Here is a 26,290-nt window from a genome sequence, read left to right as displayed (position 1 = left end):
CTGCTTCCGTTATTTGCGGACTTTGAGGGCGAACAGACCCTGCGGCCGCAGCATCAGGATGCCGACGACGGCGAGCAGCGTAAGCACCTTGGCCATCGAACCCGACATGAAAAATTCGAGCGTCGATTGCGTCTGCGAGATGGAGAACGCGGAGGCGATGGTGCCGAGCAGGCTGGCGGCGCCGCCGAACACGACCACCAAGAACGTATCGACGATGTAGAGCTGCCCGGAGGTCGGCCCGGTCGAGCCGATCATGGTGAAAGCGCTGCCGGCAATTCCGGCAATGCCGCAGCCGAGCCCAAAGGTGTAGCGGTCGACCTTCTCGGTGTTGATTCCGACCGCGCCGGCCATGATGCGGTTCTGCACGACGGCGCGGACCTGGCGGCCCCAGCGCGATTTGTACATGACATAGGCGGCGCCAAGCGTGATCAGCACGGTGAGGCACATCACGAAGACGCCGTTGATCGGCACTTCGATGCTGTCGGTGACGTGCAACGAGCCCAGCATCCATTGCGGCAACTCGACGCCGACCTCACGCGCGCCGAACACGGAGCGATAGGCCTGCTGCAGCATCAGGCTGAGGCCCCAAGTGGCGAGCAGCGTGTCGAGCGGCCGCTTGTACAGATGCCGTATCAGCACCAATTCCACCAGCATGCCCAGCGCGCCGGATGCGACAAAGGCCAGGATCATCGCGAGGAAGAAGTAGCCGCTGAATAGGCTTGGCAAATAGGCCTGGAAGAGATTCGAGGTCATCCAGGTGACGTAGGCCCCGAGGATCATGAACTCGCCATGGGCCATGTTGATGACGCCCATCTGGCCGAAGATGATCGCAAGCCCGAGCGCCATCAGGACGTAGACCGAGAACAGGATCAGTCCTGCAAAACCCTGCATGACGAAGATGGAGCCTAGCTCACCAAGCGAGTAGTCGCCGAACATCGATGTCCTCCGTCGGGGAAAGGGTCCCGCGTCGCGAGCAGGTTCGCGACGCGGGGGTCTTGAGCGTGGACTTGCAATCCACGCCAGGGAGCGGCTTGGTTGGGAAAATCGCGACTGGCGCTGCGGTTTACTGGTAACCCTTGGGGAACGGATCCGGCTCGACGAGATCGGCGGTTTCGTAGATCAGCTCGAACTGACCATCGAGCTTGGCGCGTCCCACCCGGGTCTTCGACCAGAGATGATGGTTCTCGTGGATGCGTACGTAGCCTTCGGGGGCACCCTTGAACTCGACGCCCGGCGAAGCCGCGGCGATCTTGTCGACGTCGAAGGAGCCCGCCTTCTCCACCGTCAACTTCCACAGCCACGGGCCGAGATAGGCAGCCTGGGTGACGTCTCCGATCACGGTCTTCTCGCCCCATACCTTCTGAAACGCGGGCACGAAAGCCTTGTTGTTCGGATTGTCGAGCGACTGGAAGTACTTCATGCAAGCATAGGCGCCCGCAATGTTCTCGCCGCCGATGCCGTCTATTTCGTCTTCGGTCACCGAGATCGTCAGCAACGCCTGCTTGGAGAGGTCGATACCGGCCGCCTTGAGCTGCTTGTAGAAGGCGACATTGGAGCCGCCGACGACGTCGGTGAAGATCACATCGGGCTTGGTCAGTTTGATCTTGTTGATGACCGAGTTGAACTGGGTGTTGCCGAGCGGATAATATTCCTCGCCAACGACCTTGCCCTTCAGCACGTTCTCGACGTGCTTGCGCGCGATCTTGTTCGAGGTGCGCGGCCAGATGTAGTCGGAGCCGATGAAGAAGAACGACTTCGCGCCCTTCTCCTTCGCGATCCAGTTCAGGCCGGCCAAAATCTGCTGGGTCGCCTCCTGGCCGGTGTAGATGACGTTCTTGGATTGCTCGAGGCCTTCGTAGAAGGTCGGGTAGTAGAGCATGCCGTTATACTGCTCCATGACCGGCAGCACGGCCTTGCGCGAGGCGGAGGTCCAGCAGCCCATGATGGCCGCGACCTTGTCGTTGACCAGCAGCTTCTTGGCCTTTTCGGCGAAGGTCGGCCAGTCGCTGGCGCCGTCTTCCTGGATGAACTTGATCTTGCGCCCGAGCACGCCGCCCATGGCGTTGATCTGCTCGATGGCGAGCTTTTCGGCTTCGATCGAGCCGGTCTCGGAGATCGCCATCGTGCCGGTCGCCGAGTGCAGGATGCCGACCGTTACCTCGGTATCGGTGACCGCGAGCCCCGTGGTGTTGACCGCCGAAGTGGAGGGAGCCTGCGCAAACGACGCCCGTGGCAGCATCGCGATGGCCGGCACGGCCGCCATTCCCATTAATAGTTTGCGCCGGAGCGGCGACAACAGGCCCTTGTTTGCTTCGTCTGACATGAGCACCCCACTTTTGTTCGAGAACGCGCGATTTGTCCGGTGAGGATGGCTCGAATTTGTGCATCGCAAGCATACGCAAGATCGCGTATACTGCACCGCAAAATACCGACGTAGGCTTTTGGTACGGGATTTGCGAGGGGATCCGGCGGGTTCAGAAGTGGGGTTCGAGTGGCAGGGCGGCAGCGAATAGACCGCGTCAGGCGCCAGTACAACCAATGGGTCGCCAACCAGACGCTGGAAGACTACGCGCTGCGCTTCACCGCCAAGAGTGCGCGCCGCTGGTCCGCCGCCCGCGTCGCCAACACCGCGATCGGCGCAATCTCCTTTCTGGTGCTCGAAGCAATCGGCGGCACCATCACCCTCAATTACGGTGTCACCAACGCCGCCGCGGCGATCCTCGTCGTCTCCACCATCATCTTCTCCTGCGGCGTGCCGATTGCCTATTATGCAGCCAAATGCGGCATCGACATTGACCTTCTGACCCGCGGTGCCGGCTTCGGCTATATCGGCTCGACCGTTACCTCACTGATCTACGCCTCCTTCACCTTCATCTTCTTCGCCGTCGAGGCGGTGATCCTGGCAACCGCGCTGGAGATGTGCTTGGGGATTCCGCGCCCGATCGGCTACCTCATCAGCGCGATAGCGATTATCCCGCTCGTGACCTACGGCATCACGCTGATCAGCCGCTTCCAGCTCTGGACCCAGCCGCTCTGGGTCATCCTGCACATCCTGCCCTTTGCCGCGATCGCATGGGCCAACCCCCATTCGTTCACGGAGTGGCGCAAGTTCTCGGGCGAGCACGGCGACCTCAACGGACATTTCGATCTGTTGCTGTTCGGCGTGGCATCGTCGGTGGTGTTCTCGCTGGTGGCGCAGATCGGCGAACAGGTCGACTTCCTGCGCTTTCTGCCGCGCGATCGACGGACCTCCAGGAGGTCGTGGTGGATTGCACTGATGAGCGCAGGGCCGGGCTGGATCGTGCTCGGCGCACTGAAACTTCTCGCCGGCTCGTTCCTCGCCTTCTTTGCGCTGAGCCACGGTGTGCCGCCCGAAGAGGCCGCTGAGCCCGCGCATATGTATCTCGTCGCATTTCGATACGTGTTATCAGAGCCGGACCTTGCGCTGGCGCTGACCGGAATCTTCGTGATCCTGTCGCAGCTCAAGATTAACGTCACCAACGCCTATGCCGGTTCGATCGCCTGGTCGAACTTCTTCTCGCGTCTGACGCACAGCCATCCCGGGCGCGTCGTGTGGCTGGTGTTCAACGTGATGGTCGCGCTGCTGCTAATGGAAATCGGTGTCTACAAGGCACTGGAGCAGACACTCGCGCTCTACTCCAACGTCGCGATTGCCTGGGTAGGCGCGTTGGTATCCGACCTCGTGGTCAACAAGCCACTCGGCCTGCGTCCACCGCAAATGGAGTTCAAGCGCGCGCATCTCTACGACATCAATCCGGTCGGCGTCGGCGCGATGACGCTGGCGATCATCGTCTCGATCGCGGCATTCTACGGCCTGTTCGGTTCGACCATGAAGGCGCTGGCGGCCTTCGTCGCGCTGACGGTTGCATTCGTGACCGCGCCCGTTATCGCCTGGCTCACCGGCGGAAAATTCTACATCGCACGCAACCCGGAGAAGAGTTGGGCCAATGTCGAGGCGATCCAGTGCTGCATCTGCGAGCACAGCTTCGAGCCGGAGGACACGACCTCCTGTCCCGCTTATGCCGGCCCGATCTGCTCGCTGTGCTGCTCCCTGGATGCTCGCTGCCATGATCTCTGCAAGCCGCACGGGCGCGCGCAGGTGCAGTTCTCCGAGGCGCTGAGCAAGATCCTTCCGCAGCCGATCTATCAGCGGATCAACTCGCAGTTCGGCCACTATATCGGTGTGTTCGTGGTCTCCGCTGGTCTCGTCGCACTGGTGTTGGGGCTGATCTATCTCCAGACCTCGGCAAGCGTGCAGGGCGAGAACATGCTCGTGTCCAACGTGCTCTGGAAGGTGTTCTTCTCGCTCAGCATCATCATCGGTGTGGTGGCCTGGCTGTTCGTGCTGGCGCAGCAAAGTCGTCGCGCGGCCGAGGCCGAGACGCGGCGGCAGACGACGCTGCTGATCCAGGAGATCGACGCGCACAAGCGCACCGACGCCGAGCTCCAGCGCGCCAAGGAGGTCGCGGAATCCGCCAACCTCGCCAAGAGCCGCTATGTCGTCGGCCTCAGCCACGAACTGCGCTCGCCGCTGAACGCGATCAGCGGCTATGCGCAGCTCCTGGAGCAGGATGCGACGCTGAACACCAAGCCGCGCGACCAGGTCCGCGTCGTCCGCCGCAGCGCCGACCACCTCTCCGGCCTGATTGACGGCATTCTGGATATCTCCAAGATCGAAGCGGGACGGCTGTATCTCTCGCGCGACGAGGTGCGGCTCAGCGAGTTTCTGGACCAGCTCGTCGGCATGTTCCGCCTGCAGGCGGCCGCCAAGGGCATCGACTTCGTGTTCAGGCGGCCAGCGCATGTGCCGATCGTGGTCTATGCCGACGAGAAGCGGCTGCGGCAGGTGCTGATCAATCTGCTGTCCAACGCGATCAAGTTCACGCAGGCCGGCAGTGTGCAGTTCGTGGTTCACTACCGCAGCCCTGTCGCCGAATTCGAGGTGATCGACACCGGTCCCGGCATCCAGGCCGGCGATCTCGAAAGGATCTTCGCGCCTTTCGAACGCGGCGCACTCGGTGTCTCACAGCCGCAAACCGGGACGGGGCTCGGCCTGACCATCAGCCGGCTGCTCGCCGGCGTCATGGGCGGCGACATCAAGGTCACGAGCACGGTGGGCACCGGCAGTACGTTCAAGGTCAAGATGCTGCTGTCGGAAGTCACCAATCCGCAGCGCACCGCGCCAGTGGAGGCGCCGGTCTCCGGCTATCACGGCGCGCGCAAGACTATCCTTATCACCGACGACGAGCCCGTCCATCGCGATCTCCTGCGCGAAGTGCTGACGCCGCTCGGCTTCATCCTGCTCAGCGCGCCCGACGGCCCAGCCTGCCTGGCGCTGGCGCAGCATTGCCGGCCCGATCTGTTTCTCCTCGATATCTCGATGGCCGGCATGGACGGATGGACGGTGGCGGAGACGTTGCGCAAGACCGGCCATCACCAGGCTCGCATCCTGATGGTGTCGGCGAGCGCGCTGGAAGCCCACGGCGCGCCGCTGGCGCAACCGTTCCACGATGGCTATCTGATGAAGCCGATCGACATTCCCAAGCTATTGGAGACCATTCGCCAGCTGCTCAAGATCGATTGGGAATACGAGGTCGATCAGGTCACCGTTCCGAACTGGCGGCCGGACACCGGCTCGCGCCCGTCGGTCAGGCATGTCGAGGAACTGATCGGTCTTGGGCAATTGGGCTACATCCGCGCCATCCAGGTCAAGCTTGATGAAATCGGCAACGATCATCCCGAGCACGCCGATTTCGTCACGCAGATGCGCTCGCTGATCGACCGCTTCGATCTCGATCAATACATGGCGACGTTAAAGACCCTGCACGGCTATGATCATTGAATCCAAAAAGCGCGATGTCGCCCTCGTCGTCGACGATTCCCCGGAGACGCTGCGGCTGCTCACCGACGCGCTCGACGGTGCCGACATGACCGTCATGGTCGCGCTCGACGGTGCTTCGGCAATCCGGATCGTCGACCAGATCACGCCGGACATCGTGCTGCTCGACGCCGTCATGCCAGGAATGGACGGTTTCGAGACCTGCAAACGCCTGAAGCGCGACGCCGGCCTTGCCAACGTGCCGATCATCTTCATGACGGGCCTTGCGGAAACCGAACACATCGTCCGCGGCCTGGAGGCTGGCGGCGTCGATTACGTGACAAAGCCGATCGCGGTCAAGGAGATGCTTGCGCGAATTCGCGTCCACCTTGCCAATGCGCGCCTGACCCAGAGCGCCCGCACCGCCCTCGACGTCTCCGGCCGCTATCTGCTGGCGGTGAACAATATCGGCAAATTGATGTGGGCGACGCCGCAAGCTCAAAAGCTGCTGTCGGACACGCTTGCGACTGGCGACGACAACGATGTCGTGCTGCCCGATCCTCTGCCGCAATGGCTGGAGCAGTCGCAAAAAAACAACGCCGGTTTGAAGGCCGCGGCCGTGGCGACACTTCCCGGCAACGAGCACCTGCGACTGCAATTTATGGGCAAACTCGGGCCGAACGAATTCCTGCTGCGGCTGGAGAAGCATTCCCGCGCTGACGCGCCGGCCGCATTTTCCAGTGAGTTCGGGCTGACGATGCGCGAGGGCGAGGTGCTATCGTGGCTGTCCAAGGGTAAGACTAACCGCGATATCGCGCAGATTCTGGGTCTCAGCCCGCGCACCGTCGACAAGCACCTCGAGCAAATCTATTCCAAGCTGGGTGTCGAGAACCGAACCGCAGCGGCTGCGATCGCCGTGAATGCGACACATCGGAGGTCCTAGGAAAAGGCGCCGGTGCAGCAATTTTGCGAGCAATAGCTGCAGGAATTGCTGCACAACGCTTGGGAGCAATTGCGCGGGTTGCCCGCGTCCCGCTCAATTTTTGGGCGTGCATCCGCCGGACAGCTCGGGCTGAAGCGTGAGATTCGTGACGCCAATAGTAGCGCCCCGGCTATTGGCTTGCGCCCGTCACAGGCGTTTGTCTTCGAGCGTGGTCGAACGCAAGAGCTGTATGGGTCAGCGTGGGCATGCACGTAGGCGGCAACACTTCTGGGCGACCTCACTCCTCCGGGTCATACCCAGTTAATGGGGTATTTTCGCCTCGGTTAAGCAGCCCAAGCCGTCGTTCCAGCTCTGCCTTTTTCGCTAAGAGCTTCAACGCGAGAATGTCATTGACCACTGTATGGAGTTGCCACAGCTCCTCCACAGACATGCGCCGCAACCGCTCCCGTTCCATGAATGCCCCGACTCACGTAGCGCCACAGCTTGGAGCCAGCGAACGGAGACGGCAACGAGACGTCGGTTGAGATTGAAAGTTATCTACATTTACGGCGTTGGTTTGCTTTCTGAGGGGCCCGCTCTACGGATCCAGCTGAAGCTGCTCCAGTCCATCCTCGATGACTCGGAGGTCCTCAAGTAGAGCATCTCGAGAGTCAGCAGAGTCAACGCCTGATGTGGCTTGCAGCTGTTCGAGCAATTGGTGCCGAAGGTCTCTCATATTCTCCAAGGCCTGCCGGTTCTTCAGACGCACATAAGCCGAAACGATCGATTCAATGCTTGTTGCCAATGGGTAGGTCCAAATACAAATTTCTAAAAGAGGTTGCATCGTAACTCATTTGAGATGCACCGCAAGCCACAAAGGTGAGCCTGCCGGACGGCCAGTCAAGATCACGCTTGGCGAGCTGCGCTTCACCCGGAGTGCGCGACTTGGTCGCGGGCGAGTTACGGGAACGGCTGGATCCGCTAATCCGGCGAACATAACCGTCGATATCCGGATCAAGTAGCCGAAGGCCACGTGGGTCGCCCGACCGTGGACGCCGAGGTAGAGTATGGCGCGCTGAGGCCTGCCGCGCGAAGCGGTCTTCGAAGGCCTTAGGCACGATCTCGCGCTGCAGAATGTGAAGGCGCCACGGCTGGTGCCCTCCTCGGCCGGACGCACCGGCAGACGAACGATCCCTGCAGGGCAATCCCGAGAAAGATCAAATCGACCCGAAGCGGCCTCCGATCGACCTGGTCGATGGGCAGAAACTAAACACGTATTGGGTTGCATCAACGCGCTCGGAGGCGCCTGCGTCCTGTCAGAGTCTGTCGAGGTCGTGGATTACCGGCCGGAGGGAACGACTGCGATCGAGATCGAGCGTTGCCAGCGTGATGGGAAGCTTGAAGCGTCGCTTGCCGGCGCTTCCCGGATTCAAATAGAGCACGCCATCGGCGGTTTCGATCCGAACCTTATGGGAATGACCAGAAACTACAACGTCGATTCCAAGCTCGGCCGGCTTTACCTTCAGCTCCTTGAGGTCGTGCAGGACATAGAAGCGTCGGCCGCCGAGCTGCAGTGTTTCGGTTTCAGAAAAGCATTTGGCCCAGTCGCCCCGATCGACATTTCCTCTGATCGCAGTGACGGGCGCGATCTGGCGAAGGCGCTCCACAACATCCGGAGTGCCGATATCGCCGGCATGGATGATGTGAGACACGCCTGCCAAGCAGCGCTCCACCTCGGGCCTTAAAAGCCCATGTGTGTCCGAGATCACCCCAATCTTCATGCGAGGTCGGGCTTCAATGAGGAACATCCAGTCGCCCCCCTCCGACCTCTTCACCGTTTTGATCGGTGACGAGGATCGAGCAGTGACGGCCCGCCAGCTTGGGACGCTATTTCAGTACCATGGCAAGTCCAGAGTTTGCTCGCTGAACGCGTGCTCGCAGCCTTCGTTCCCGTGCTGAAGACGCATGCACGTCTACTGCCTCGCGACTGGGGAGAAGGAAAATCCGGCCTCGGCCGCCTAGAAGCCGTTGTGCACAGGCGGTCGGACCAGGTGGAAAAGCCGGATGCGCGCAATTTGGAATCCTTGTTAGCAGCCGGAACGGGCACGGTCGGCAAGGATGCGTTCCTGTCAAGGCGGCCCGCCGTCAGGATGCTGCGCGGCTGGGCGATCTCCGTGCTGCAGGAGGCCGGCGCCATCCGAGAGTGCGAGGAGCATGGCTGGATGCAGGACCGCGCCGACCCGCACGCTCACGAGCCTTCGACATCGCCCGCCAAGATACGCGGCGTCTCTCCGATCAGGTCCGCGATGTTCTGGATTCGATTGGCGACACCTGTCCGAAGTGCCCCTCCGAGGCGGGCTAGGCACGGCGAATTCGTCGGCGGGTTTGGTTTGATCGGCTCTCTGGAGGAACCGCGCCATTCGGTCCTAATTGGATTTATCAAGATCACCATTGGTCCGACAGACGGTGCTGCGATGGCGGATTTCACACAATTTCGCGACCGCATGATCAGGGTGCAGCTTGCGGGTCGTGGAATCCGCGACCTGCGGGTTCTGGACGCGATGATGCAGGTCCCGCGAGAGCGGTTCGTGGAACCCGGACTTGAGGAATTCGCCTATGAGGATGGCGCGCTGCCGATCGCGCACGCCCAGACTATCTCGCAGCCCTACATTGTCGCGCTAATGACTGAGGCGGCCGAACTGAAGTCCACCGACAGGGTGCTCGAAGTTGGAACCGGCTCAGGGTATGCCGCGGCCGTGGCCTCACGCCTCGCCAGAACTGTTCACACCATCGAGCGGCATGCCGATCTGGCCAGAGTCGCCGCCGACCGTCTTTCGGCCCTGGGATATACCAACTGCTGCGTTCATACGGCCGACGGCACACGAGGTCTGCCCGAGGAGGCGCCATTCGACGCTATCCTGGTCGCTGCCGGCGGACCGACGGTACCGGAGCCGCTCAAGCGGCAATTGGCGATCGGCGGGCGCCTCGTCATCCCCATCGGCGACTTCGAACATGAACAATCATTGCTGCGGCTCACTCGCCGGAGCGACGTCGAATTCGAGGAAGAAACTTTCGGAGCAGTCCGTTTCGTGCCTCTGATTGGGGAACACGGATGGGCCGAGGACGGCACGCGCTCTGCCAGCAATCACGTCCCCGGACATACCCAATTCCGCTCGCTCCCGGAGATGATCCGTGCCGCCGTCGAACCCTTGCCGGCTTTCGACGATCCCGCTTTCGGCGCGTCGTTCGACCGCTTTGCGTCCTCTCGAATCGTGTTGCTGGGCGAAGCCAGCCACGGCACGTCTGAATTCTACCAGGCGCGAGCCGCGATCACGCGCCGCCTGATCGAGAAGCACGGCTTTACGGCCGTTGCAGTCGAAGCAGATTGGCCTGACGCCGCCGCGATCGACCGATACGTTCGTCTGCGGGCGTCCCGCAGCTCGAGCGAAAGTCCGTTCGAGCGCTTCCCGACCTGGATGTGGCGCAACACCGATGTGGCCGCTTTCGTCGAATGGATGCGCGAACACAACGAAAGCAAGCCTGCAGGCGACCGGGCCGCATTCTTCGGTCTCGACATCTACAACATGCGCAGCTCCATCGCGGCCGTCCTCGCCTATCTCGACAGGGTAGATCCTGCAGCAGCAGCGGTTGCTCGCGAGCGTTATGGATGCCTGACCCCTTGGCAGCGCGAACCATCGACCTATGGTCGTGCCGTCCTGACCGAAGGCTATCAAAAATGCGAGGCGGAGGTGGTCCGACAGTGCCAGGACATCCTCGGAAAGCAACTCGACTACGCTGCGACCGACCCCGACAGCTTCCTGGATGCCGCGCAGAACGCGCGTCTTGTCGCCTCCGCCGAGCGCTACTACCGGATCATGTATTACGGAGGCGCGGAATCATGGAACCTGCGCGATACGCACATGTTTGAAACCCTGGAGCATATCCTCGACGCACAGGGTCCTCAATCAAAGGCCGTGGTCTGGGCGCACAACTCTCATATCGGCGATGCCCGCTTCACTGAGATGGGCGCGGTCCGCGAGGAGCTCAACATCGGTCAGCTTAGCCGAATGAAGTTTGCGACCGCAGCGTGCCTGATCGGACTTGGCACCCACACCGGTACCGTGGCTGCCGCATCGCACTGGGACGGCGAGATGGAAGTGATGCAGGTGCGAGCCTCTCGAGGTGATAGCTACGAGTGCCAGTTTCACGAGGCCGGTCGGGCGCGCGGACTGCTCGAGTTCCGCCGCGATGAGAGCCTTCGCCGTCGCTTGCTCGACCCGCGCCTCGAACGGTTTATCGGGGTTATCTATCGTCCGGACACCGAACTGCAAAGCCATTACGCGGCCTCCCTGCCTCAGCAGTTTGATGCGTTCTTGTGGTTCGATGAGACTCATGCCGTCCGGTCGCTGGGACCTGAACATCGGCGTGCCGGCGTCCCCGACACCTATCCGTTCGGCCTGTGAAGCGACGTCGCGCGGAGCAACCCATCGAAGCTCCAGATCTTGTGCTGTTACCGTTGGCGAGTTCGCCACGGGCGCAGAGCGATCGACACGACGATCGGTGCATTCGTGGCGTTTTCCGCAACCTACATGCTCGGAGCGGCGGCTCTGAGCCGACCAGGCGCAACTGCTGCCGGACGACGATCCTCCAAAGACGTGTAGCGGCGGAGACGCGTTTGGATCGATTCAGCTCCACCTGAGTTCATTGGAAAGATTGCAACCCGGGCGCGACGCGGTAGAGCGCTGTCCTGCCAGAGATCATCGATGACAGGCTTTGGTTGTTCGGTTAGGTTTTGTTGGCGGCGCGTCTCGGCCGCGATGCTCGCGCTGATTGTTCTGTTTGCCCTGCCCTGCCACTCAGAAAGTGCTCGCGTCCGCGTCAACATCGCGGGCCTGGGGACCGAAGGGTGCGATGTCATGCACACCGGACGCGTCAGTAAGGACGACGTGATGAAATGGGTTGAAGGGTTCTGGAGCGGTCTAAATTACGTGGCCGCGGCAAGCGGCCAGAAGCAGTCGATTGTTGATACTGGCTTGATGGCGGCTGAACTCGAGAAGGCTTGCCGCCGCCGTCCGTCGCAGATTTTGGCAACCGCCGCCTGGAATGCATTCCTTGCGCTGAATGAAAAGTAAGGCTGGCCGCAGCTAATGGGTCAGTTGGATGGCGGGAGGCCAGAAGTACGCCGGCCCCCCTCCACCAGTTCGACCGGGCCTCACGCTGTCGCCTGCGGATGGCCACCATGCGCGTACCAGATCCGAACAGCAGCTATCAGCGCCACCAGCGTGCCGGCGATCGGCTTCATCGATTCCGGCACCTCCCGGACCAGATCGATCTTCAGCATGCCGTTCTCGAAGCTCGCATTCTTCACCTGGACGTAGTCGGCCAGGTTGAACACGCGGCGGAACGGCCGCATGGAGATGCCCTGGAACAGGAAGTTGTGATCACCTTTGTCGGCCTTGCGGCCCTCCACCGTAAGCTTGGATTGCTCTGCAGTGATCGTGCAACATGGATAAAAGCGACGCCGGGATGTTCCGGCGGTATCTGCCGAACCGTAGAACGCGTCCGGCACCACATCGGTGGCAAGCAACCAATTAGAAGTACTGTTTTCGAGTTCAAGAGAGGCGACCGCTTTGTCTGCGGAATTTTCGAAGTAATGGCGTGTGCTGCTGGCGGCAGCAATGACTGGAGGCGGGCACAGCGGCGGAACCCGGCTGCGACCCGTGTGCCTGTGACGAATGGCGTGTCGGTGGCATCGGGCGTTCGGTCGCGACGCCTCATTGGTTACCCAGACAACAACGATTCTTTCCTCCTGGAACGAGGACGACACGTGCTTAGCGGCAACGCGAGCGTTCTCCACGGCAGGGTCTGACTTCGGAGTGCCGATCGGGCGCTCGGTCTGTTCTCAGCCGAAGGTTCCAGACCGGACCGTCCGGCGCGCAAACCCGAACCAGGCGAATGGGAAGGCAACGACACAAAGACCTGCCATTGGAAGAAAGGCTGCTCCGGCGTATCTCGCATATATGGCGCCCGACACGAGCGTTAGCAGCGCGGTCACCAGTCCGGAGCCGAACGCATACAGAGCCTGAGCTGTCGCGGCGATGCTTATGGGGATTACCGCCCGCACGAGGCGCATACAAGCGAGATGAAGCAGCGCAAAAGTTAGTCCGTGCAACGGCTGTATCAGTGAGAGCAGCAAAACTGATGTCGTCAGGCCCGCAACGGACCAACGCACGACGCCCGCAGCTGCCGCCACGATAGCGGCGCCACGCGCGCCAAGCCGGTCAAGCATTACCGGACCAATGAACAAAAAAACGAATACCTCTGCCAGGACCGCTTCGGACCATAGGAAGCTGATTGTCGACGCGGGCAAGCCAGAATCGCTCCACCGTATGACCGCGAAGGCGTCGTGCATTGCGTGGCTGCCGTAGACCAAGGCTGAAACCGCGATCACCGATCGAAACCCCGCAATCTTGAGAACCGCGAACACTTTGTCCGCAGCAGAGCGGATCCCGCCCATCGATGCGGCTTGAGTGGCCGGAGGGGGAACCCATACCGTCGCGCCGGCGGCCGCGATCAGGAGGATCGCATTCACCCAGAGGACTGGCGCAAGATCCGTAGAAGTTATGAGCTGGCCAACTGCCAATGTGCCCAGCACAAACGACGCCGAGCCAGCGCCTCGTATCCAGCCGTATTCAAAAGCCCTCCCCGCTCTCTGCTGCGGCGCGGCGTTAACCGACAACGCATCAGCAATTGCGGTAGTAGGAGCAAGAGCCGCCGCCTGAACCAGCGCGGCAAGGAGCAACAGCACGAAAGTATCCGCCCGGAGCAAGGCAGCGGAGGCTGCGCCGGCCACGATCGCACAGCCTGCGAGCACAAGGCGCAACGATCCGAGAAGGTCGGCCAAGGCTGCAACGACTGGACCGGAGACGAGGCGCACCAGCATCGCGGCAGCCAGCAGTTCGCCAATCTGCTGGGCACTCACGGTCTTTGTTTCGAAGAACTTTGGCCAGAACGGTGATGCCGCGCCGAATGCTGCGTATAGCGCAACATACAACACGACATAAGCAAGCGGCCTAGCTTCGCGCACGCCTTTACGCCTGAATTCTAAAGGCTCGACTGGTATCGCTGGCGCAGGTTGGGTCACATCGAACCAATCGCGCACCCACTTGCCACCAGCAGTTCGGGGTCGAACGGATCATCGCTGTCCAAAAACGCTGGATCGGCCTCCTCGATCCAAAGGCGCGAACAGCATCTCGCTCCCGACCAGCCCCCCGGGGTCACGGATGGCGCTACCGTTGTCCGAAACGGCAACACGCAGGAACTCACGGTCGCAGTCGGTCAGCCTCAAGGCGAGCGACGGAGCGGAACGAGCGATTTGCAGCAATCGGATAAGACAGGCAAACGACTCGGATTGAATCTGGCGCCGATCCCAGAAGCGGCACGGCAGCGGCTGGGGGCTGGCTTGATGGTCGAAGAGGTGGAGCCTGGTAGCCCGGCTGCCGAGAGCGGGATCCAGCCGGGGGACGTGGTCACCACGGTCAACAACCGCGAGGTCCATCAACCCTCCGATATGGCCGAGGCGTGGACGAACGCGCGGCGGGAGAACAGGCCGGTGCTCCTGCACGTCAAGCGCGACGGCCAGTCTCTTTTTGTCGCGGTCTCCTGAACCAGGACTAGCATTCTCTGACGCCGAAAGCGGGACCGCGGCCGGCGCGGACGCCTGTCCGGAGACAGGTCGCGCGTCACGGCCTGATGTTGGAAAGAACATTTGTGCTCGTACCCGCCGGACTGCTCCAGCGGCACGAAAGCGACTACCGCGACCTAAACACCATGACAACGATTAGCTATTCTCCCCGTTTGTCGAATTGCAATCGACGAACTGCTATCCAACCACGCGGACGCCATCGGGCGCAGGATCGCTAGGGAATTCCAAATCGAAACCTCTGGCGGTCGAAGTGAAGAGAGCCTCAAATCGGTTCTGCTCCGAGCAGCGCTTGCAGGACTGCTCGTTGCCTCTATTGCTGCTCGATCAGGTTGGCTCGGTCCGAGCTGGTCCGGACTGTCATAGCCTTTCCGATGGCACTTAGTATCCTTGCCTTCACGATTCATCGACGGCATGGTCTCTCGGTTCTTAGCATCACCATCTGCACTGTCCTCCAAGGCGCGTGCAGCCTCGCCGCACTCTCCGCAACACTGTCGCTCACCGTCCAAAAGCTTTCGCCAGAGTTTGCCCTCCTCGCGACATTTGGATCTTCGCTCTTGGTCGCTCTCTGCCTCCTCGACGATCGCTCGCTGCGGGAGCGTCGGCGGCAAGCAATGCTATCGGTCTCGCCCGCAACGCCGTCGCCGCTGGCTCCATTGGAGCGATCGCCATTTCGCTTCACCGATGCAGCCGCCGCGGCAGCAGGTCCGCTTCATCTCCGCTCTGCAGATAGCGATTGTAATACTTGCGGAAGGTCTGCGAGCAGGTCCCGTGGTGCCGATAGAAGTCGCCCACCCCGCTTGAACAACGGCGACCACTACCGCTCCAGATCCGGATCCGGCGCGGGCTCTCCTTCTTGAGTGTAGACCTGCGGCTCTATCGCACGAACCGGGGCAACAACGTTGAAAGTCTGTTGCGTCGAACGGCCGACAACGTTGTCCCTTCCGTACCGCTGTAAGCGCCGCCGTATGGTGTAGTCCCCGGTCGCCAGGAACTACAACGGTGCGGACACGATCGCCTCAAAGACGAGTTCGAGTTGGCGATCGTTCGATCACGGAGAATTGCGCCGCTCATCGCAAACGCCATCGCCGACGCAAACGGACTCAGCATCTCATCGGTCATGGTGATGCTTCTATTCCGTGCGCTTCCCGTCCGCCACAGCACCTATCGTGCAAGTGGTTTGGCCCCGAGACTCCAACGAGAGATAGGCCCTGGTCGCACACAGCGACTTTGTCCGGGTCCAAATCCAGGCCTTTCGGAGAGCCTGTCTTCGTCGTACGATGCGTCCCCCGAAAGCTCGGGCGAACAAAAGACGGCGCGAACTTCTCCGGGCGCAACGGCGGCTGTTCGTCTCCCATTAGTAGTGAGGCGATCCGCACGGATTGACCGCAAGTCGGCCGGATGCTCCTCCATCGCACGCGCCGTCTCTTGGGTCGCCAGCAGAGTGCGGTGATCATTTCGATCTGAGCGCATCTGCCGTATCGAGCGGGCGATCTTTGATTTTCGGCCAAGAGATCAACAGTCAGTCATGTGAACGATCCAATTGCCTAGTCCGGACGCCGACCATGTCCGATCAACGATCAGTAGCTTTCGACATGGATGCATACCGCGGCCTCAGCTATGTCGGCGGTCTGGTCGTGATCGGAGCGATCTATCTCGTCTCGGCGAAGGGCGGCCTTGCCCTCGCCTCTATCCATCCCAGCGCAACGCCAATTTGGCCGCCGACAGGTGTCGCGCTGGCGGCGGTGCTGTTGTGGGGATATCGAATTTGGCCCGCAATTTTTGCGGCGGCGATGATCGCCAATGCGACGACGGCCGGCTCCGTTGCCACCGCATTTGCGATTGCAACAGGCAACTCGCTCGAGGCGGTTGCCGGCGCGTATCTCATCAAGCGGTGGTCAGGCGGGTGTGAGACGTTTTCAACGCCTGATTCTGTTGCAAAATTTACCCTGATCTGCGTCGTGATCGCGACACCGATCAGCGCCAGCATTGGACTGAGCAGCCTGGCACTCTTCGGGTACATCGCGCCGAAGAATTTCGCGGACGCGTGGATCACCTGGTGGCTGGGAGACGTGACCGGCGCACTGGTCATTACCCCCGTTATCGTTTTGTGGGCATCAAACCAACATCATGCCTTCAACCGGCACGATTTTTTGGAAACGGCCGGGGTCCTCGCGACAGCGGCGGCTGTTGGCCTCATTGCTTTCAGCCCCCTGATCGAGCAGACGCCCGGCCGAGATCCACTCGGTTTTCTAGCGATCCTGCCCATGTTATGGGCGGCCCTGCGTCGCGGTCCACGCGATACCGCAACGGTTGCCCTCGTGCTTGCGGGCATTACGATTTGGGCAACGCATACGGGCGGCGGCCCCTTCGCGACGCCAGATCGCAATGCGTCATTCCTGCTGGTGTTGATGTTCTTGATCAGTATTACCGTTCCAAGCTTGCTGCTGAGCGCGGATGTCGAAGTCCGCAAGAAAGCGGAAGGAAACCTGCGCCGCGCGCATGTCGAACTCGAGCAGAAGGTCGCAGAGCGCACGCAGGAACTGGAGCTCGCCAACGCAGCGAAATCGCGCTTTCTGGCCATGGCAAGCCATGATTTGCGGCAGCCTTTACATGCGTTGGGCTTGTTCGTCGCCCAGCTGCGCACGCCGCTCAAGCCGGAGGAAAGGACAAGAACGATCGAACGGGTCGACGCAACCCGCAAGGAAATGGATGAAATGTTCAGTTCGCTCCTGGACATTTCCAGGCTCGATGCCGGGATGCTTACCCCCAAAATCACCGAGTTCCCGATCGGGCGCCTGTTGCAAAAAATCGAGACGGCGTTTGACCAGGCGACGCAAAAGAAAGGTCTGCGGCTACGCGTCAGGCCAAGTGACGCCTGGGTGCGAAGCGACGCGATGCTGCTCGAACGCATTATGCTGAATCTTGTATCAAATGCGGTGCGCTATACGTTGCAGGGCGGGATCCTGGTCGGATGTCGTCGGCGCGGTGAGATGTTGCGTATCGAAGTATGCGACACCGGTCCCGGCATTCCCGAGGATCAACAGCAGAATATCTTCGGCGAGTTCTTTCAAGTTCCTAGCTCAGAACAGAACCGGTCCGGCGGACTCGGCCTCGGCCTCGCGATTGTCGACAAGCTTCGCCTGCTTCTCAACCATCAAATCGAGCTGGCTTCGACGGTGGGCCGAGGTTCGCGATTTGCGATCCTGGTTCCGAGAGTCGATCAATGCGTCAGGTCCGCGGCGCCCGCCGACTTACCCTACCCCGGCGCCTTGGCGGCCGACGGCAAGGCAATTCTTGTGATTGCCGATACTCCGATCGTGCAGGAGGGAACGGGCGGATTGCTTAGCAAATGGGGATATTCGGTTCTTGCCGCCGGATCCGACGAAGCTGCACTGGTCCGGCTTGCCGAGCGCGAACAACGCCCCGATCTCATAATCTCGGACTATCATCTCGCAAGCGGGAAGACCGGAATCCGGGCTATTGAACAAATCAATGCAGCGTTTGGCTCGTCAATTCCCGCCATTCTCATCAGCGGCGATACCGCAGCTGAACCTCTGCGGGACGCTAGGGACAGAGGATACATTTTGTTGCACAAGCCCGTCGACCCTATGCGGCTCCGCGCTGTCATGCATGAGCTCCTTAGGAATCATGATGGTGAAAGAGGCACCGGGGCAGTTTCATGATTCGGATTTCGGCGGCCATTCCCAGCCCATTTTTCCGACTTTTATGACGGCCTCGGTGCGCGTCGCCACGCCGAGTGCCTTGAGAACGAACGTGATGTGATTCTTCACCGTCGGCACCGCCATATTGAGCGTCCTGGCAATGACCTTGTTGCTTTTTCCTTTCATCAGGAGCGCCAGTACGTCGATCTGACGGTCGGTCAACCCGAGCCCCTTGAGCGAGTCGCGAGCCAAGGGTTTATCTGCGAACCGCGGACCCGCTGTTTCCTCCAGAATCTTCGAGGGGATGTAGACTCCGCCGGAGAACACCAACTCAATTGCGTTGAGCATCACTTCACGTTCCGTGGTCTTCGGGATGAAACCCAGCGCGCCAAGTTTGAAAGCGCGCCTGACCGTATCCTGATCATCGGAGGACGAGAGAATGACGATGGCAATCGTCGCATAGCGCTGGCGCAGTTCGCAGAGAACAGAGAAGCCGTCGCGGTCAGGCAAATTGATATCGAGCAAAATGAGGCTGATATCGGGATGCTCTTCGACGATGTGCATGGCCTCTCGACTGCTCGATGCTTCCAATATCACGGCTTCTCGCTTCAATTCCTTCAGGACAGCGTGCAACGCCTCGCGAATCAATGTGTGATCGTCAACAATAAGTACCTTCATAAAAATGCTCTCCGTCTTCTGACGCCCGGAGATCAATGAAAAATCATACACCCAGCTACGAAACCGTCCATCTGCTATCTCTGGTCCAGCGGTTCGCCGTCAGCACTCAAAGTAGGCGCCGTAGGGCTGCTGTGTGCTATGGTTGCAATCGGCACACATCCTAACGAAGGAGAGCGGACTCCGCGAAGCGCGAAGTTCGCTGGTGCCTTCGTCCACGCGAGCGATGAATTGCTCATCACGATTCCGACCGGCGTCAAATGATGCCGCGGCCCGGTACCTTGGTCATAGGACCTAGGCACCTCTCTGTACCGACCTCCGACCGGTTTACACACTGCGCCACTTGAACGATGATGTCGACAGTCAGCTTCTCCACCAGCTTTTTACTCAGCGCGGCCATTGTCTCAATTGCTGTCGTGGCCCGGTCGGTGTGAAGCAACGCGGGACTGCTGCGCTTTCACGAACCCGCCGCAGGCCGCTTTTTTGTCAGATTCGATTCCTGTCGATCGTTCCTCTTGAAGCGTGTCGCACGCTGGACGAGGCAAGCCGATGCATGACCGAACCGCCACCCCGAAGCCATCGGCGGCCGCGCTGCCGGAACTGAAAGCCAACGGCCGCGACCTGCGCATTGACGCCTGCCGCGGCATCGCACTCTGGTGCATCTTTCTTGATCATGTCCCCCACAACATTGGAAGCTGGCTGACCCTGCGGAACTACGGCTTTAGCGATGCCGCGGAAGTGTTCATGTTCGTCTCGGGCGTCACCTGCGCACTGGCCTACGGCAAGGTATGGAGCTGCGAGGGATGGACCAGCGTGATCCGCCGCACGCTGCGGCGAAGCTGGGACATTTATATCGCATTTCTGCTGCTCACGCTCGCCTGCGCCATCCTAGTCCACATCGCTGGCGTGGAACCCCTTGCTGACGAGAGCAATACGCGCATTCTGCTGGACCAGCCGGGCGCGACGCTCGCGCACGCGGCGATTCTGCAATACCGCCCGGTCAATACCGACGTGTTGCCGATCTTCGTGCTTCTCCACCTCTTGTTCGCGCCGTTGTTGTGGTTGCTGCTCCGACTGCCGAACGTGACGCTTGGCGCCTCGCTGGCGCTTTATGCGCTGGTGCATATGTTCGGCTGGTCCTTGCCGGCGTGGCCGAACGGCCACTGGGCTTTCAATCCACTGGCCTGGCAGCTGCTGGTGGTGCTTGGCGCCTGGGTGATAATCGAAGGCGAAAGAGTGCGCCCCTGGCTAACGTCACGCATGGCGCTTGCGCCTGCCATTCTCTATCTGGTCTTCAGCCTCGTCATCGCATTGAGCTGGAGAATCAAGCCGCTGGAAGCGTTGATACCGCAGGGGCTGACGAAGTTGGCTTATCCGGTCGACAAATCGAATCTCGATCCGCTGCGTCTATTGCATTTCTTGGCGCTTGCGGTTGTAGCGGTATGGCTCGTGCCACCCAATCGACAAGCATTGAGGACTGCGGTGATGCGCGGCGCCATCCTTTGTGGCAAGAACTCGTTGCCAATCTTCTGCCTCGGCGTTCTGCTTACGCTCGTCAGTCTCCTGGCTTTGCTCGACATATCGGAGGGGCTTGCGATGCAGATCACGCTCAGCGTCGGCGGCGTCCTAACGATGATCGTGGCGGCGACGCTGCTGAACTTGATCAAGATCAAACCCAGGTCGCTGCCGATCATTGCACTGCCAATGAGTGTGCGCGCCCCTCAGGATGCCTGGGGCACCGTTGGCTGGCGCACCCTGGAGGCGTTTCGCCGAGGACTGCGCGGGTTCGGATGGGCCGGCGGGCGGAATCGCCTCAGCGATTGCCAGGTCGCGAAGCGGCAATCCGACCACGGGCCGCGTCTCGCAGGCGAATTGGTACGGCTCAATGCGGATGCCATCGCGGCGGTGGCGAGACCTGCAGCCATGGCAGCCAAGAATGCAACCGCGACGATTCCAGTCTGAGCGATCATTCCTCATGTCCGACGGTCGTTAGCCGGGCGCCCGCTCGCGGCGCTCGGCCTTTGCGCGCTCCCACGTCCGGCCGCTCATAACGGTCTGGTTGCCGGGGCGGGTCCCGCCGCGCCTATCACCCAAATTATGAGCTTGTCGGTGCTCGCCGAGCCACTCCACCAAAAGCGCACGCTTGGTCGCCCGTTTCGCATTTCGGTGCCCACCAAGTCAGTGCTCTTCCGTATCCGTCTGACCTGATTTCTATCGCTCGAGCGGCAATTACAGTGACAGTGCCGAACTGCCTCCCCGCCGAGACGTCCCTTCACCCCTCCACCCGCCACAGCCTCCACCTTTCCGGTACACCCTTCAGCCGGTGCACGCCGTGATCCTTCAAGCTGATCGCAGATTGCGTCTTCATCAGCTCCTTCACCGCGCTCGACACCAAAACCTCCCCGGCGCGCGCCTTGGCGGCGACGCGGGTGCCGATGTGGAAGGCGAGGCCGACCATCTCGCCGCCGCTGATGGTGTATTCGCCGGCGTGCAAGCCGACCCTGATCTCGAGGCCCAGCGTGCGCACGGCTTTCTGAATCGCGGTCGCGCAATTGACGCCGGCGGCGGGCTTCTTGAACGTCGCCAGCACGCCGTCGCCGGTGGTCACGACTTCCTTGCCGCGCGAGCTCTTCAACTCCTTGCGGACGGCCGCGTAATAATGGCCCATCACCTTGGTCCAACGCGCATCGCCGAGCTTCGCAGCCTTCGCGGTGGAGCCGACGATATCGACGATCAGAATTGTGGCGAGCGCCTGCTTGAGCTCGGCGCCAGCGTTGGCGGACCGACGCCGCAGCGCGATCGGTCCGGTCAGCGGCTCATAGCGATGGCTGCGGCGCCGGGCGATCGCTGCTTTGGCATAGTCCTGCGCGCGCTGCGCCGTGCCGCAACGGATCGTCTTCTCCTGCGGCGATCGCGACCAGGAGACCTTGCGCCCATCGCCGGCGCCATTGACCTCCACGGCGCCCCATTTCAGGAAGACCGCCGAGCCGACCCGCCGAATGCACCAGGCCTTCGAGGTGTATCCGGATACGTTCGACTGAAGGACTCCGATGCGAAGGAATTTGGGCATGGATGTGCGGCCGATCGAGGACCGTTGAGCGCTTTCGGGACGGAGCCTATTCGTACAATCCTGCATCGGCAATAGGGCTTTGCCATCGTTCGGCGCGGTGGAATCCATGGGGCCGACGCCCACCGTCAGGAGCAGGCGAAGCACAAATCCATGTGCTATCCTCATGCGAGGGCAGCAAGGGAGAGAGAAAAGATGTCAACAAGCGTCAAGCAAATGCTGGAAGCCGCGAACGCGGCAGTCCCCAAGATCACCTCGGACCAAGCGGCCGAGATGATCAAGAACGGCGACACGCTTGTGGTGGACGTTCGCGATGCCCCGGAAGTTGCCGCCAGCGGCAAGATCGCGGGCGCCGTGAATGTCTCGCGCGGGATGCTGGAGTTTCGCGCCGATCCGGAGTCGCCGTATCACGACAAGGCGTTCGACAAGAGCAAGACCGTCATTCTCTACTGCGCGTCTGGCGGCAGATCGGCCCTGGCCGGGAAGCTGTTGAAGGATATGGGGTACGAGAAGGTCTACAACGTCGGCGGCTTCAAGGACTGGTCGGGGGCTGTCGAAAAATAGCAATCACCGGCCGGCACGCCGCGTGAGCGATCGGCCGTAGAGACAATCAATGTCCGAATAGACTGACGCTGCCGCCCTGGCGGGGCTCGCCGTCACAGGTTCGGCGGGCTCCGAAATCGACGTCGTCCCGGCGGCAGGCGCTCAGGATGAGGCCTCGGTTGCGGCCAAATCTTTGGACCCACATGGCGATGAGCCGGCTCAGCGGGTCGTGGCGAACCATGCTGGCCGAGCACGTTCCGTGCCCTCGCAGCTGTCATATGCGATCGCGCTGTTCCCGGTGGGAGAGATATTCCGAGGTCTCGGCTCGCACGGTCTCAACCAATTGGCACTTCCTACGGCGAGGCGCGTTGCAGTCCTTTCGAGGAGGCGCAGATGACCAAGGCGAAGGCTTTCGACGTGCAAAGCGCAAAGACGGGGACGCAGCCAACGCTCAATCCCGGTGACGAAGCCCCGCGGGGAACAACCGGGACCGGCGAAGATGTTTGTCCGGATTGTCACGGCAAGGGGCGCATTGACGGCGCTCCCTGCGCCACCTGCGGCGGGAGCGGGACCGTCATCCGGGCAGTTGGCGGCGCCTGATTTTGCTCTGTCAATGGGGCCCTTGTCTTCATAGCAACGATCAGCCTTCACGCGTGTTTTCCGGACTCTGGACACAACGAGGCGCGCCATGAGCAAGGAAGCCGGACTGACCCCTGACGACTTCCCGATCGAAGCCGACAAGGACAAATTGAAGACACACAAGGGCGACCCCGTCGCCTCGGCCGAGTCGGAGCAGATTGCGGATCAAATCGCCGACCGCCTGAACGAGCACGCTCACCAGGAAGAGCAGGATCGCTGGTCGGCCTAGCGGCATTGCTTCGCAGCCAACCGGGAATAGGAACGCCCCGCGTTCCCGCGCATTGGCCTGCCGCCGGGGTTCCACAAATTCCGGCAAATGGCGGCCTCGGCTCGACCCCCGCCCCCGGACCGCCGGGCCGGGGCTGCCTGGCTTCGAAGGAGCGGACATGAAAGCACTCGTCATCGCAGGGCTCATTGCGGCGCTCGCGTCTCAATCCATCGCGCTTGCGCAAGGCGGCGCGGGTGCCTCCAGGACGGGGTCGAGCATCGATTCTACCGGTACAGGCGGCACGACCGGGGCCGGCGCCTCGGGCCTTAATACGTCATCGGATAACAACAGCGGCGGCGCGAGCGCGCCGGCCAAGTCATCAACGACCCGGCCAGGGGACAACGACCCCAGGCAAACCCAGGGCGGTCAGCAGGCCATGCCGAACTCCGGCTCTACCGGAGCGAACCGCAAATAGCCGCCGCTGGGTCCAATTCAGCCGGCGCGGTTCGCCGCTCACCCCTAATACGCAAACAGTTCGATCGGGTCGCTGAAGCCGCGCACCTCGTGTTGGCCGACATGCTCCAGCGTGAACTCCTTCTCCACCAGTTCGGCGAAGGCGCGCGACAGCAGCACCGTTCGTCCGAGTTGCTTCGTGAGCGCCTCCAAGCGCGAGGCCATGTTGACGGCGGGGCCGATCACGGTGAAATCGAGTCGGCTGGTTGAACCGATATTGCCGTACATCACGTCGCCGACATGGACGCCGATGCCGTAATTGAGCGGCGCGCGGCTGGTCGCACTGTTCCGCTCGTTCAACGCGGCCATGGCCTTGCGGGCTTCGGCCACGGCATGGAGCAGGTTGGCGCAAGCGTCGGGCTGGCTGAGCGGGAAGATGGCGAGCAGCCCGTCGCCGATGAATTTTAGGATCTCGCCGCCATACCGTGCGATGGGTTCGGACATCGCGTCGAAATAGTCGTTGAGGAGATCGATGACGTCATCGCGCGGCCAATTGTCCGAGATTTTTGTGAAATCTCTGAGATCGCAGATCATGATCGCGGCGCGCACCGTCGTGCCGGTACCGCGCCTGGTGGCGCCGGCCAGGATCAGTTCGCCGGCATGGTGGCCGACATAGGTCTCGAGCAGCGTGCGCGCCAGGCGGTTCTTGACGCGGATCTCGCTGACCAGCGCCAGCACCGGCAGCAGCTTCTTCAGGCCGGCGATATGCGCATCGTCGAACCCGCCGGGACGGTCGGTGGCGAAGGTGACGAGGTGGCGCTTGCCGAGCGTGTGGTAGAGCGGCCAGGCCACATAATCGGTCAGGCCTCGCGCCCGCATCTCGTCGTAGAGCGCGTGCTTGCGGCCGAGCGAACGATCCTGCTCCAGCCGCTCGCGCACCTCGGCGGCGCCTTCAAGGATCTCGTTGGCGGCGCTGCCGATGTATTCGGAGCGCTCGCGAACGTCGTAGTCGACAAGTGCAATCTCCGCCTCGCGCATCCCGTCGGACCACATCATCCGAGCTCCCAGCCATTGTGGGTGATGGATCAGGATGTGAAGCGTCGACCGCTTGAGCGGGATGCCGGCCTGCTGGAGGCGGACGCACATCTGCGCGAAGATGTTATCGACGAAGCGCTCGTCGCGCGTGCCGTTGGTCAACCAGTCGACGACATTGTCGGTTTGCGTGGCGGGGGCGTGAATGTCTGGCGCGTCCATATTCTGCCCCTTTGAGCGGCGGTCTGCATCGGGCAGATATCTTGCTCCGGCGCGACGGCGTCAACCTGGCCAGTTGCCCGGTTTGTGCGCAGCCGCCGTTTGGGGAGGCGCCATCTAGCCGACGATCCGGATCGACCCCAACACCGCCAAACCCGATGCGAGCGCGAGGCTCGATGGCTCGGTGAGTTCGACCTTCAGCGTGCCGCCATCGGAAATCGCGAAACGCTCCCCGCCAAGACGGATGCGGCAATCGCCCCGAACCGCGTAAACCAGATGCGTGCCGGCAAACAACGGTCGATCGCCGGCCTGCCTGAGCGCTTCGAGCTCGATCTCGACCGCACCACGCCGCGCCATCAGGTTCACGACCTCGATCGGACCGGCCTCGAGCTCGGTCACGATCTCGAGCTCCCCGGCGAACCGCACAGTCGTGAAAGGTTCTCGTTCATCGAATTCCTGCGCAGGCGACTTCAGCACCAGCCCGCGCCCGCCGACAACCATCTGGAGGCGGTCGATGCCGGGCATGTAGGAGAACGGACCGGGCGTAACGATAGGCGTACTGGCAAAGCGCCAGAGCAGACTGTCCCAATCCTTCACTGGTGCGTCAGCGCGATGGGCATCCGCGATGTCGGTGAAAACGCCGCCGCCGTTTTTCCACGGCGAGCGGGTGTAGTGTTCGGGCTTGAGCAGCATGGCTTTCATATCCGCATCATGCCCGTGCTGGGCGGATTTTGCCAACCGCATTGGATTTGAACAGCCGATTGCCCGCTAATTCTGACCCAAGCGCGCCTTCGTGCGCCAGATCCAAGCGGTCTCACGGATTCGTGAGCAGCTGCGCAGTAACGCGGGCTGCGCGCGGAGCGAAGGAGATTATGCGCTTTCGCCTGCCAGGCGATGCCATTTCGAACAGGAGAAACTCCGATGTCTGCCAAGCACGTCGTCACGTCGATCGTTCTCGCCGGCGCGGTGTCAACCGCCCTCGCCACCCTCGCCGCCGCCGGTCCGCTGACCAAGGCGGAGGCCGATGCGGCCGTCGCCGCCAGAAAGGAAAAATGCTTCGGCGTCGCGCTCAAGGGCCAGAACGATTGCGCGGCGGGGCCGGGCACGAGCTGCCAGGGCACATCCACCGTCGATTTCCAGGGCAACGCCTGGAAGTTCGTGCAGGGCGGCACCTGCACCAGCATCGAGCTGCCGAACGGCAAGAAAGGTTCGCTCAAGCCGGTCTAACCCGCATTTCTCACACGGCCGATAGCTGTGCGACAGAGGATAGAAGGTCTAGCGAAGGCGATGAGGAGCCGTTGCGCTGGAGGCGCGGGTGGCGATTTG

Annotated in this window: 19 protein-coding genes and 2 pseudogenes; 12 read left to right on the top strand and 9 right to left on the bottom strand. The window is 61.6% G+C overall.

Annotated features, from left to right (window positions below):
- Positions 1-9: 9 nt before the first annotated feature.
- Positions 10-936: an urea ABC transporter permease subunit UrtB gene (urtB, locus tag IVA87_RS01350; protein WP_247305107.1), complete on the bottom strand. Its 927-nt coding sequence runs from the start codon at positions 934-936 to the stop codon at positions 10-12.
- 127 nt (positions 937-1,063) lie between these two features.
- Positions 1,064-2,323 carry an urea ABC transporter substrate-binding protein gene (gene urtA / locus IVA87_RS01345; protein ID WP_247305102.1) on the bottom strand — a complete coding sequence of 420 codons (1,260 nt, stop codon included), beginning with the start codon at positions 2,321-2,323 and terminating at the stop codon, positions 1,064-1,066.
- A gap of 168 nt (positions 2,324-2,491) precedes the next feature.
- On the opposite strand from urtA, the gene IVA87_RS01340 reads away from it, so the two are divergent.
- Both IVA87_RS01340 and IVA87_RS01335 read left to right on the top strand, forming a co-directional pair.
- Positions 2,492-5,863 (top strand): ATP-binding protein, encoded by a 3,372-nt coding sequence (locus IVA87_RS01340; RefSeq protein WP_247305100.1) that lies wholly within the window; start codon positions 2,492-2,494, stop codon positions 5,861-5,863.
- Positions 5,853-6,782 (top strand): response regulator, encoded by a 930-nt coding sequence (locus IVA87_RS01335; protein ID WP_247305097.1) that lies wholly within the window; start codon positions 5,853-5,855, stop codon positions 6,780-6,782. Before IVA87_RS01340 ends, IVA87_RS01335 begins: the two co-directional genes overlap by 11 nt.
- A 1,295-nt stretch (positions 6,783-8,077) precedes the next feature.
- On the opposite strand, the gene IVA87_RS01330 is transcribed toward IVA87_RS01335, so the two are convergent.
- The gene (locus IVA87_RS01330) at positions 8,078-8,569 is read right to left on the bottom strand and encodes a metallophosphoesterase family protein (protein ID WP_247305095.1); all 492 of its coding nucleotides are present in this window, start codon (positions 8,567-8,569) and stop codon (positions 8,078-8,080) included.
- 342 nt (positions 8,570-8,911) lie between these two features.
- On the opposite strand from IVA87_RS01330, the pseudogene IVA87_RS01325 reads away from it, so the two are divergent.
- The 3 genes and pseudogenes from IVA87_RS01325 to IVA87_RS01315 all read left to right on the top strand — a co-directional run bounded on the left by IVA87_RS01325 (position 8,912) and on the right by IVA87_RS01315 (position 11,893).
- Positions 8,912-9,123: pseudogene (locus tag IVA87_RS01325) on the top strand (hypothetical protein).
- A gap of 112 nt (positions 9,124-9,235) precedes the next feature.
- Positions 9,236-11,224: a protein-L-isoaspartate(D-aspartate) O-methyltransferase gene (locus tag IVA87_RS01320; RefSeq protein WP_247332434.1), complete on the top strand. Its 1,989-nt coding sequence runs from the start codon at positions 9,236-9,238 to the stop codon at positions 11,222-11,224.
- Positions 11,225-11,524: 300 nt separating this feature from the next.
- Entirely contained in the window at positions 11,525-11,893 is a 369-nt protein-coding gene (locus tag IVA87_RS01315) for a hypothetical protein (RefSeq protein ID WP_247305093.1), read from the top strand.
- An 80-nt stretch (positions 11,894-11,973) separates the two neighbouring features.
- On the opposite strand, the pseudogene IVA87_RS01310 reads toward IVA87_RS01315, so the two are convergent.
- Positions 11,974-12,261 (bottom strand): annotated as a pseudogene (locus tag IVA87_RS01310) (Hsp20 family protein); the annotation flags it as partial.
- 402 nt (positions 12,262-12,663) lie between these two features.
- Positions 12,664-13,923 (bottom strand): MFS transporter, encoded by a 1,260-nt coding sequence (locus IVA87_RS01305; RefSeq protein WP_247332419.1) that lies wholly within the window; start codon positions 13,921-13,923, stop codon positions 12,664-12,666.
- Positions 13,924-14,136: 213 nt separating this feature from the next.
- On the opposite strand from IVA87_RS01305, the gene IVA87_RS01300 reads away from it, so the two are divergent.
- Together IVA87_RS01300 and IVA87_RS01295 are read left to right on the top strand one after the other, a co-directional pair.
- Positions 14,137-14,427 carry a PDZ domain-containing protein gene (locus tag IVA87_RS01300; RefSeq protein WP_247305084.1) on the top strand — a complete coding sequence of 97 codons (291 nt, stop codon included), beginning with the start codon at positions 14,137-14,139 and terminating at the stop codon, positions 14,425-14,427.
- 1,601 nt (positions 14,428-16,028) lie between these two features.
- Positions 16,029-18,149, top strand: coding sequence for an MASE1 domain-containing protein (locus IVA87_RS01295; protein WP_247305081.1), 2,121 nt, complete (start codon positions 16,029-16,031; stop codon positions 18,147-18,149).
- On the opposite strand, the gene IVA87_RS01290 is transcribed toward IVA87_RS01295, so the two are convergent.
- A complete protein-coding gene (locus tag IVA87_RS01290; protein WP_247280805.1) occupies positions 18,144-18,806 on the bottom strand; it encodes a response regulator transcription factor in 663 nt (220 codons plus the stop codon). The genes IVA87_RS01295 and IVA87_RS01290 overlap by 6 nt on opposite strands.
- Before the next feature lie 546 nt (positions 18,807-19,352).
- On the opposite strand from IVA87_RS01290, the gene IVA87_RS01285 reads away from it, so the two are divergent.
- Complete coding sequence (locus IVA87_RS01285) at positions 19,353-20,765, top strand: OpgC domain-containing protein (protein ID WP_247332418.1); 1,413 nt, start codon at positions 19,353-19,355, stop codon at positions 20,763-20,765.
- Between the two features lie 310 nt (positions 20,766-21,075).
- Here the strand turns inward: IVA87_RS01285 and IVA87_RS01280 are convergent, their stop codons facing one another.
- Complete coding sequence (locus tag IVA87_RS01280) at positions 21,076-21,873, bottom strand: adenylate/guanylate cyclase domain-containing protein (protein WP_247305074.1); 798 nt, start codon at positions 21,871-21,873, stop codon at positions 21,076-21,078.
- Between the two features lie 192 nt (positions 21,874-22,065).
- Here IVA87_RS01280 and IVA87_RS01275 point away from each other — a divergent pair, with 192 nt between their 5' ends.
- The 3 genes from IVA87_RS01275 to IVA87_RS01260 all read left to right on the top strand — a co-directional run bounded on the left by IVA87_RS01275 (position 22,066) and on the right by IVA87_RS01260 (position 23,735).
- Positions 22,066-22,434, top strand: coding sequence for a rhodanese-like domain-containing protein (locus IVA87_RS01275; protein WP_247280808.1), 369 nt, complete (start codon positions 22,066-22,068; stop codon positions 22,432-22,434).
- A gap of 667 nt (positions 22,435-23,101) precedes the next feature.
- Positions 23,102-23,281 (top strand): hypothetical protein, encoded by a 180-nt coding sequence (locus IVA87_RS01265; RefSeq protein ID WP_247280810.1) that lies wholly within the window; start codon positions 23,102-23,104, stop codon positions 23,279-23,281.
- Between the two features lie 157 nt (positions 23,282-23,438).
- Positions 23,439-23,735 carry a hypothetical protein gene (locus IVA87_RS01260; protein WP_247305066.1) on the top strand — a complete coding sequence of 99 codons (297 nt, stop codon included), beginning with the start codon at positions 23,439-23,441 and terminating at the stop codon, positions 23,733-23,735.
- 44 nt (positions 23,736-23,779) lie between these two features.
- On the opposite strand, the gene IVA87_RS01255 is transcribed toward IVA87_RS01260, so the two are convergent.
- Positions 23,780-24,967 carry an adenylate/guanylate cyclase domain-containing protein gene (locus IVA87_RS01255; RefSeq protein WP_247305063.1) on the bottom strand — a complete coding sequence of 396 codons (1,188 nt, stop codon included), beginning with the start codon at positions 24,965-24,967 and terminating at the stop codon, positions 23,780-23,782.
- Between the two features lie 114 nt (positions 24,968-25,081).
- Positions 25,082-25,666 carry a HutD family protein gene (locus IVA87_RS01250; RefSeq protein ID WP_247332417.1) on the bottom strand — a complete coding sequence of 195 codons (585 nt, stop codon included), beginning with the start codon at positions 25,664-25,666 and terminating at the stop codon, positions 25,082-25,084.
- 219 nt (positions 25,667-25,885) lie between these two features.
- Between IVA87_RS01250 and IVA87_RS01245 the strand changes: the two genes are divergently transcribed.
- Positions 25,886-26,191 (top strand): DUF2282 domain-containing protein, encoded by a 306-nt coding sequence (locus IVA87_RS01245; RefSeq protein ID WP_247305056.1) that lies wholly within the window; start codon positions 25,886-25,888, stop codon positions 26,189-26,191.
- Positions 26,192-26,290 lie beyond the last annotated feature (99 nt).

Source organism: Bradyrhizobium sp. 147 (assembly GCF_023073935.1).
In the GTDB taxonomy this organism is placed as follows: domain Bacteria; phylum Pseudomonadota; class Alphaproteobacteria; order Rhizobiales; family Xanthobacteraceae; genus Bradyrhizobium.
This window is presented reverse-complemented; position numbering and strand designations above follow the sequence as displayed.

Coding starts and splice junctions, on each gene's coding strand:
- urtB (WP_247305107.1), bottom strand. CDS start 936: ATGTTCGGCGACTACTCGCTTGGTGAGCTAGGCTCCATCTTCGTCATG.
- urtA (WP_247305102.1), bottom strand. CDS start 2,323: ATGTCAGACGAAGCAAACAAGGGCCTGTTGTCGCCGCTCCGGCGCAAA.
- IVA87_RS01335 (WP_247305097.1), top strand. CDS start 5,853: ATGATCATTGAATCCAAAAAGCGCGATGTCGCCCTCGTCGTCGACGAT.
- IVA87_RS01330 (WP_247305095.1), bottom strand. CDS start 8,569: ATGTTCCTCATTGAAGCCCGACCTCGCATGAAGATTGGGGTGATCTCG.
- IVA87_RS01320 (WP_247332434.1), top strand. CDS start 9,236: ATGGCGGATTTCACACAATTTCGCGACCGCATGATCAGGGTGCAGCTT.
- IVA87_RS01315 (WP_247305093.1), top strand. CDS start 11,525: ATGACAGGCTTTGGTTGTTCGGTTAGGTTTTGTTGGCGGCGCGTCTCG.
- IVA87_RS01295 (WP_247305081.1), top strand. CDS start 16,029: ATGTCCGATCAACGATCAGTAGCTTTCGACATGGATGCATACCGCGGC.
- IVA87_RS01290 (WP_247280805.1), bottom strand. CDS start 18,806: ATGAAGGTACTTATTGTTGACGATCACACATTGATTCGCGAGGCGTTG.
- IVA87_RS01285 (WP_247332418.1), top strand. CDS start 19,353: ATGCATGACCGAACCGCCACCCCGAAGCCATCGGCGGCCGCGCTGCCG.
- IVA87_RS01280 (WP_247305074.1), bottom strand. CDS start 21,873: ATGCCCAAATTCCTTCGCATCGGAGTCCTTCAGTCGAACGTATCCGGA.
- IVA87_RS01275 (WP_247280808.1), top strand. CDS start 22,066: ATGTCAACAAGCGTCAAGCAAATGCTGGAAGCCGCGAACGCGGCAGTC.
- IVA87_RS01265 (WP_247280810.1), top strand. CDS start 23,102: ATGAGCAAGGAAGCCGGACTGACCCCTGACGACTTCCCGATCGAAGCC.
- IVA87_RS01260 (WP_247305066.1), top strand. CDS start 23,439: ATGAAAGCACTCGTCATCGCAGGGCTCATTGCGGCGCTCGCGTCTCAA.
- IVA87_RS01255 (WP_247305063.1), bottom strand. CDS start 24,967: ATGGACGCGCCAGACATTCACGCCCCCGCCACGCAAACCGACAATGTC.
- IVA87_RS01250 (WP_247332417.1), bottom strand. CDS start 25,666: ATGAAAGCCATGCTGCTCAAGCCCGAACACTACACCCGCTCGCCGTGG.
- IVA87_RS01245 (WP_247305056.1), top strand. CDS start 25,886: ATGTCTGCCAAGCACGTCGTCACGTCGATCGTTCTCGCCGGCGCGGTG.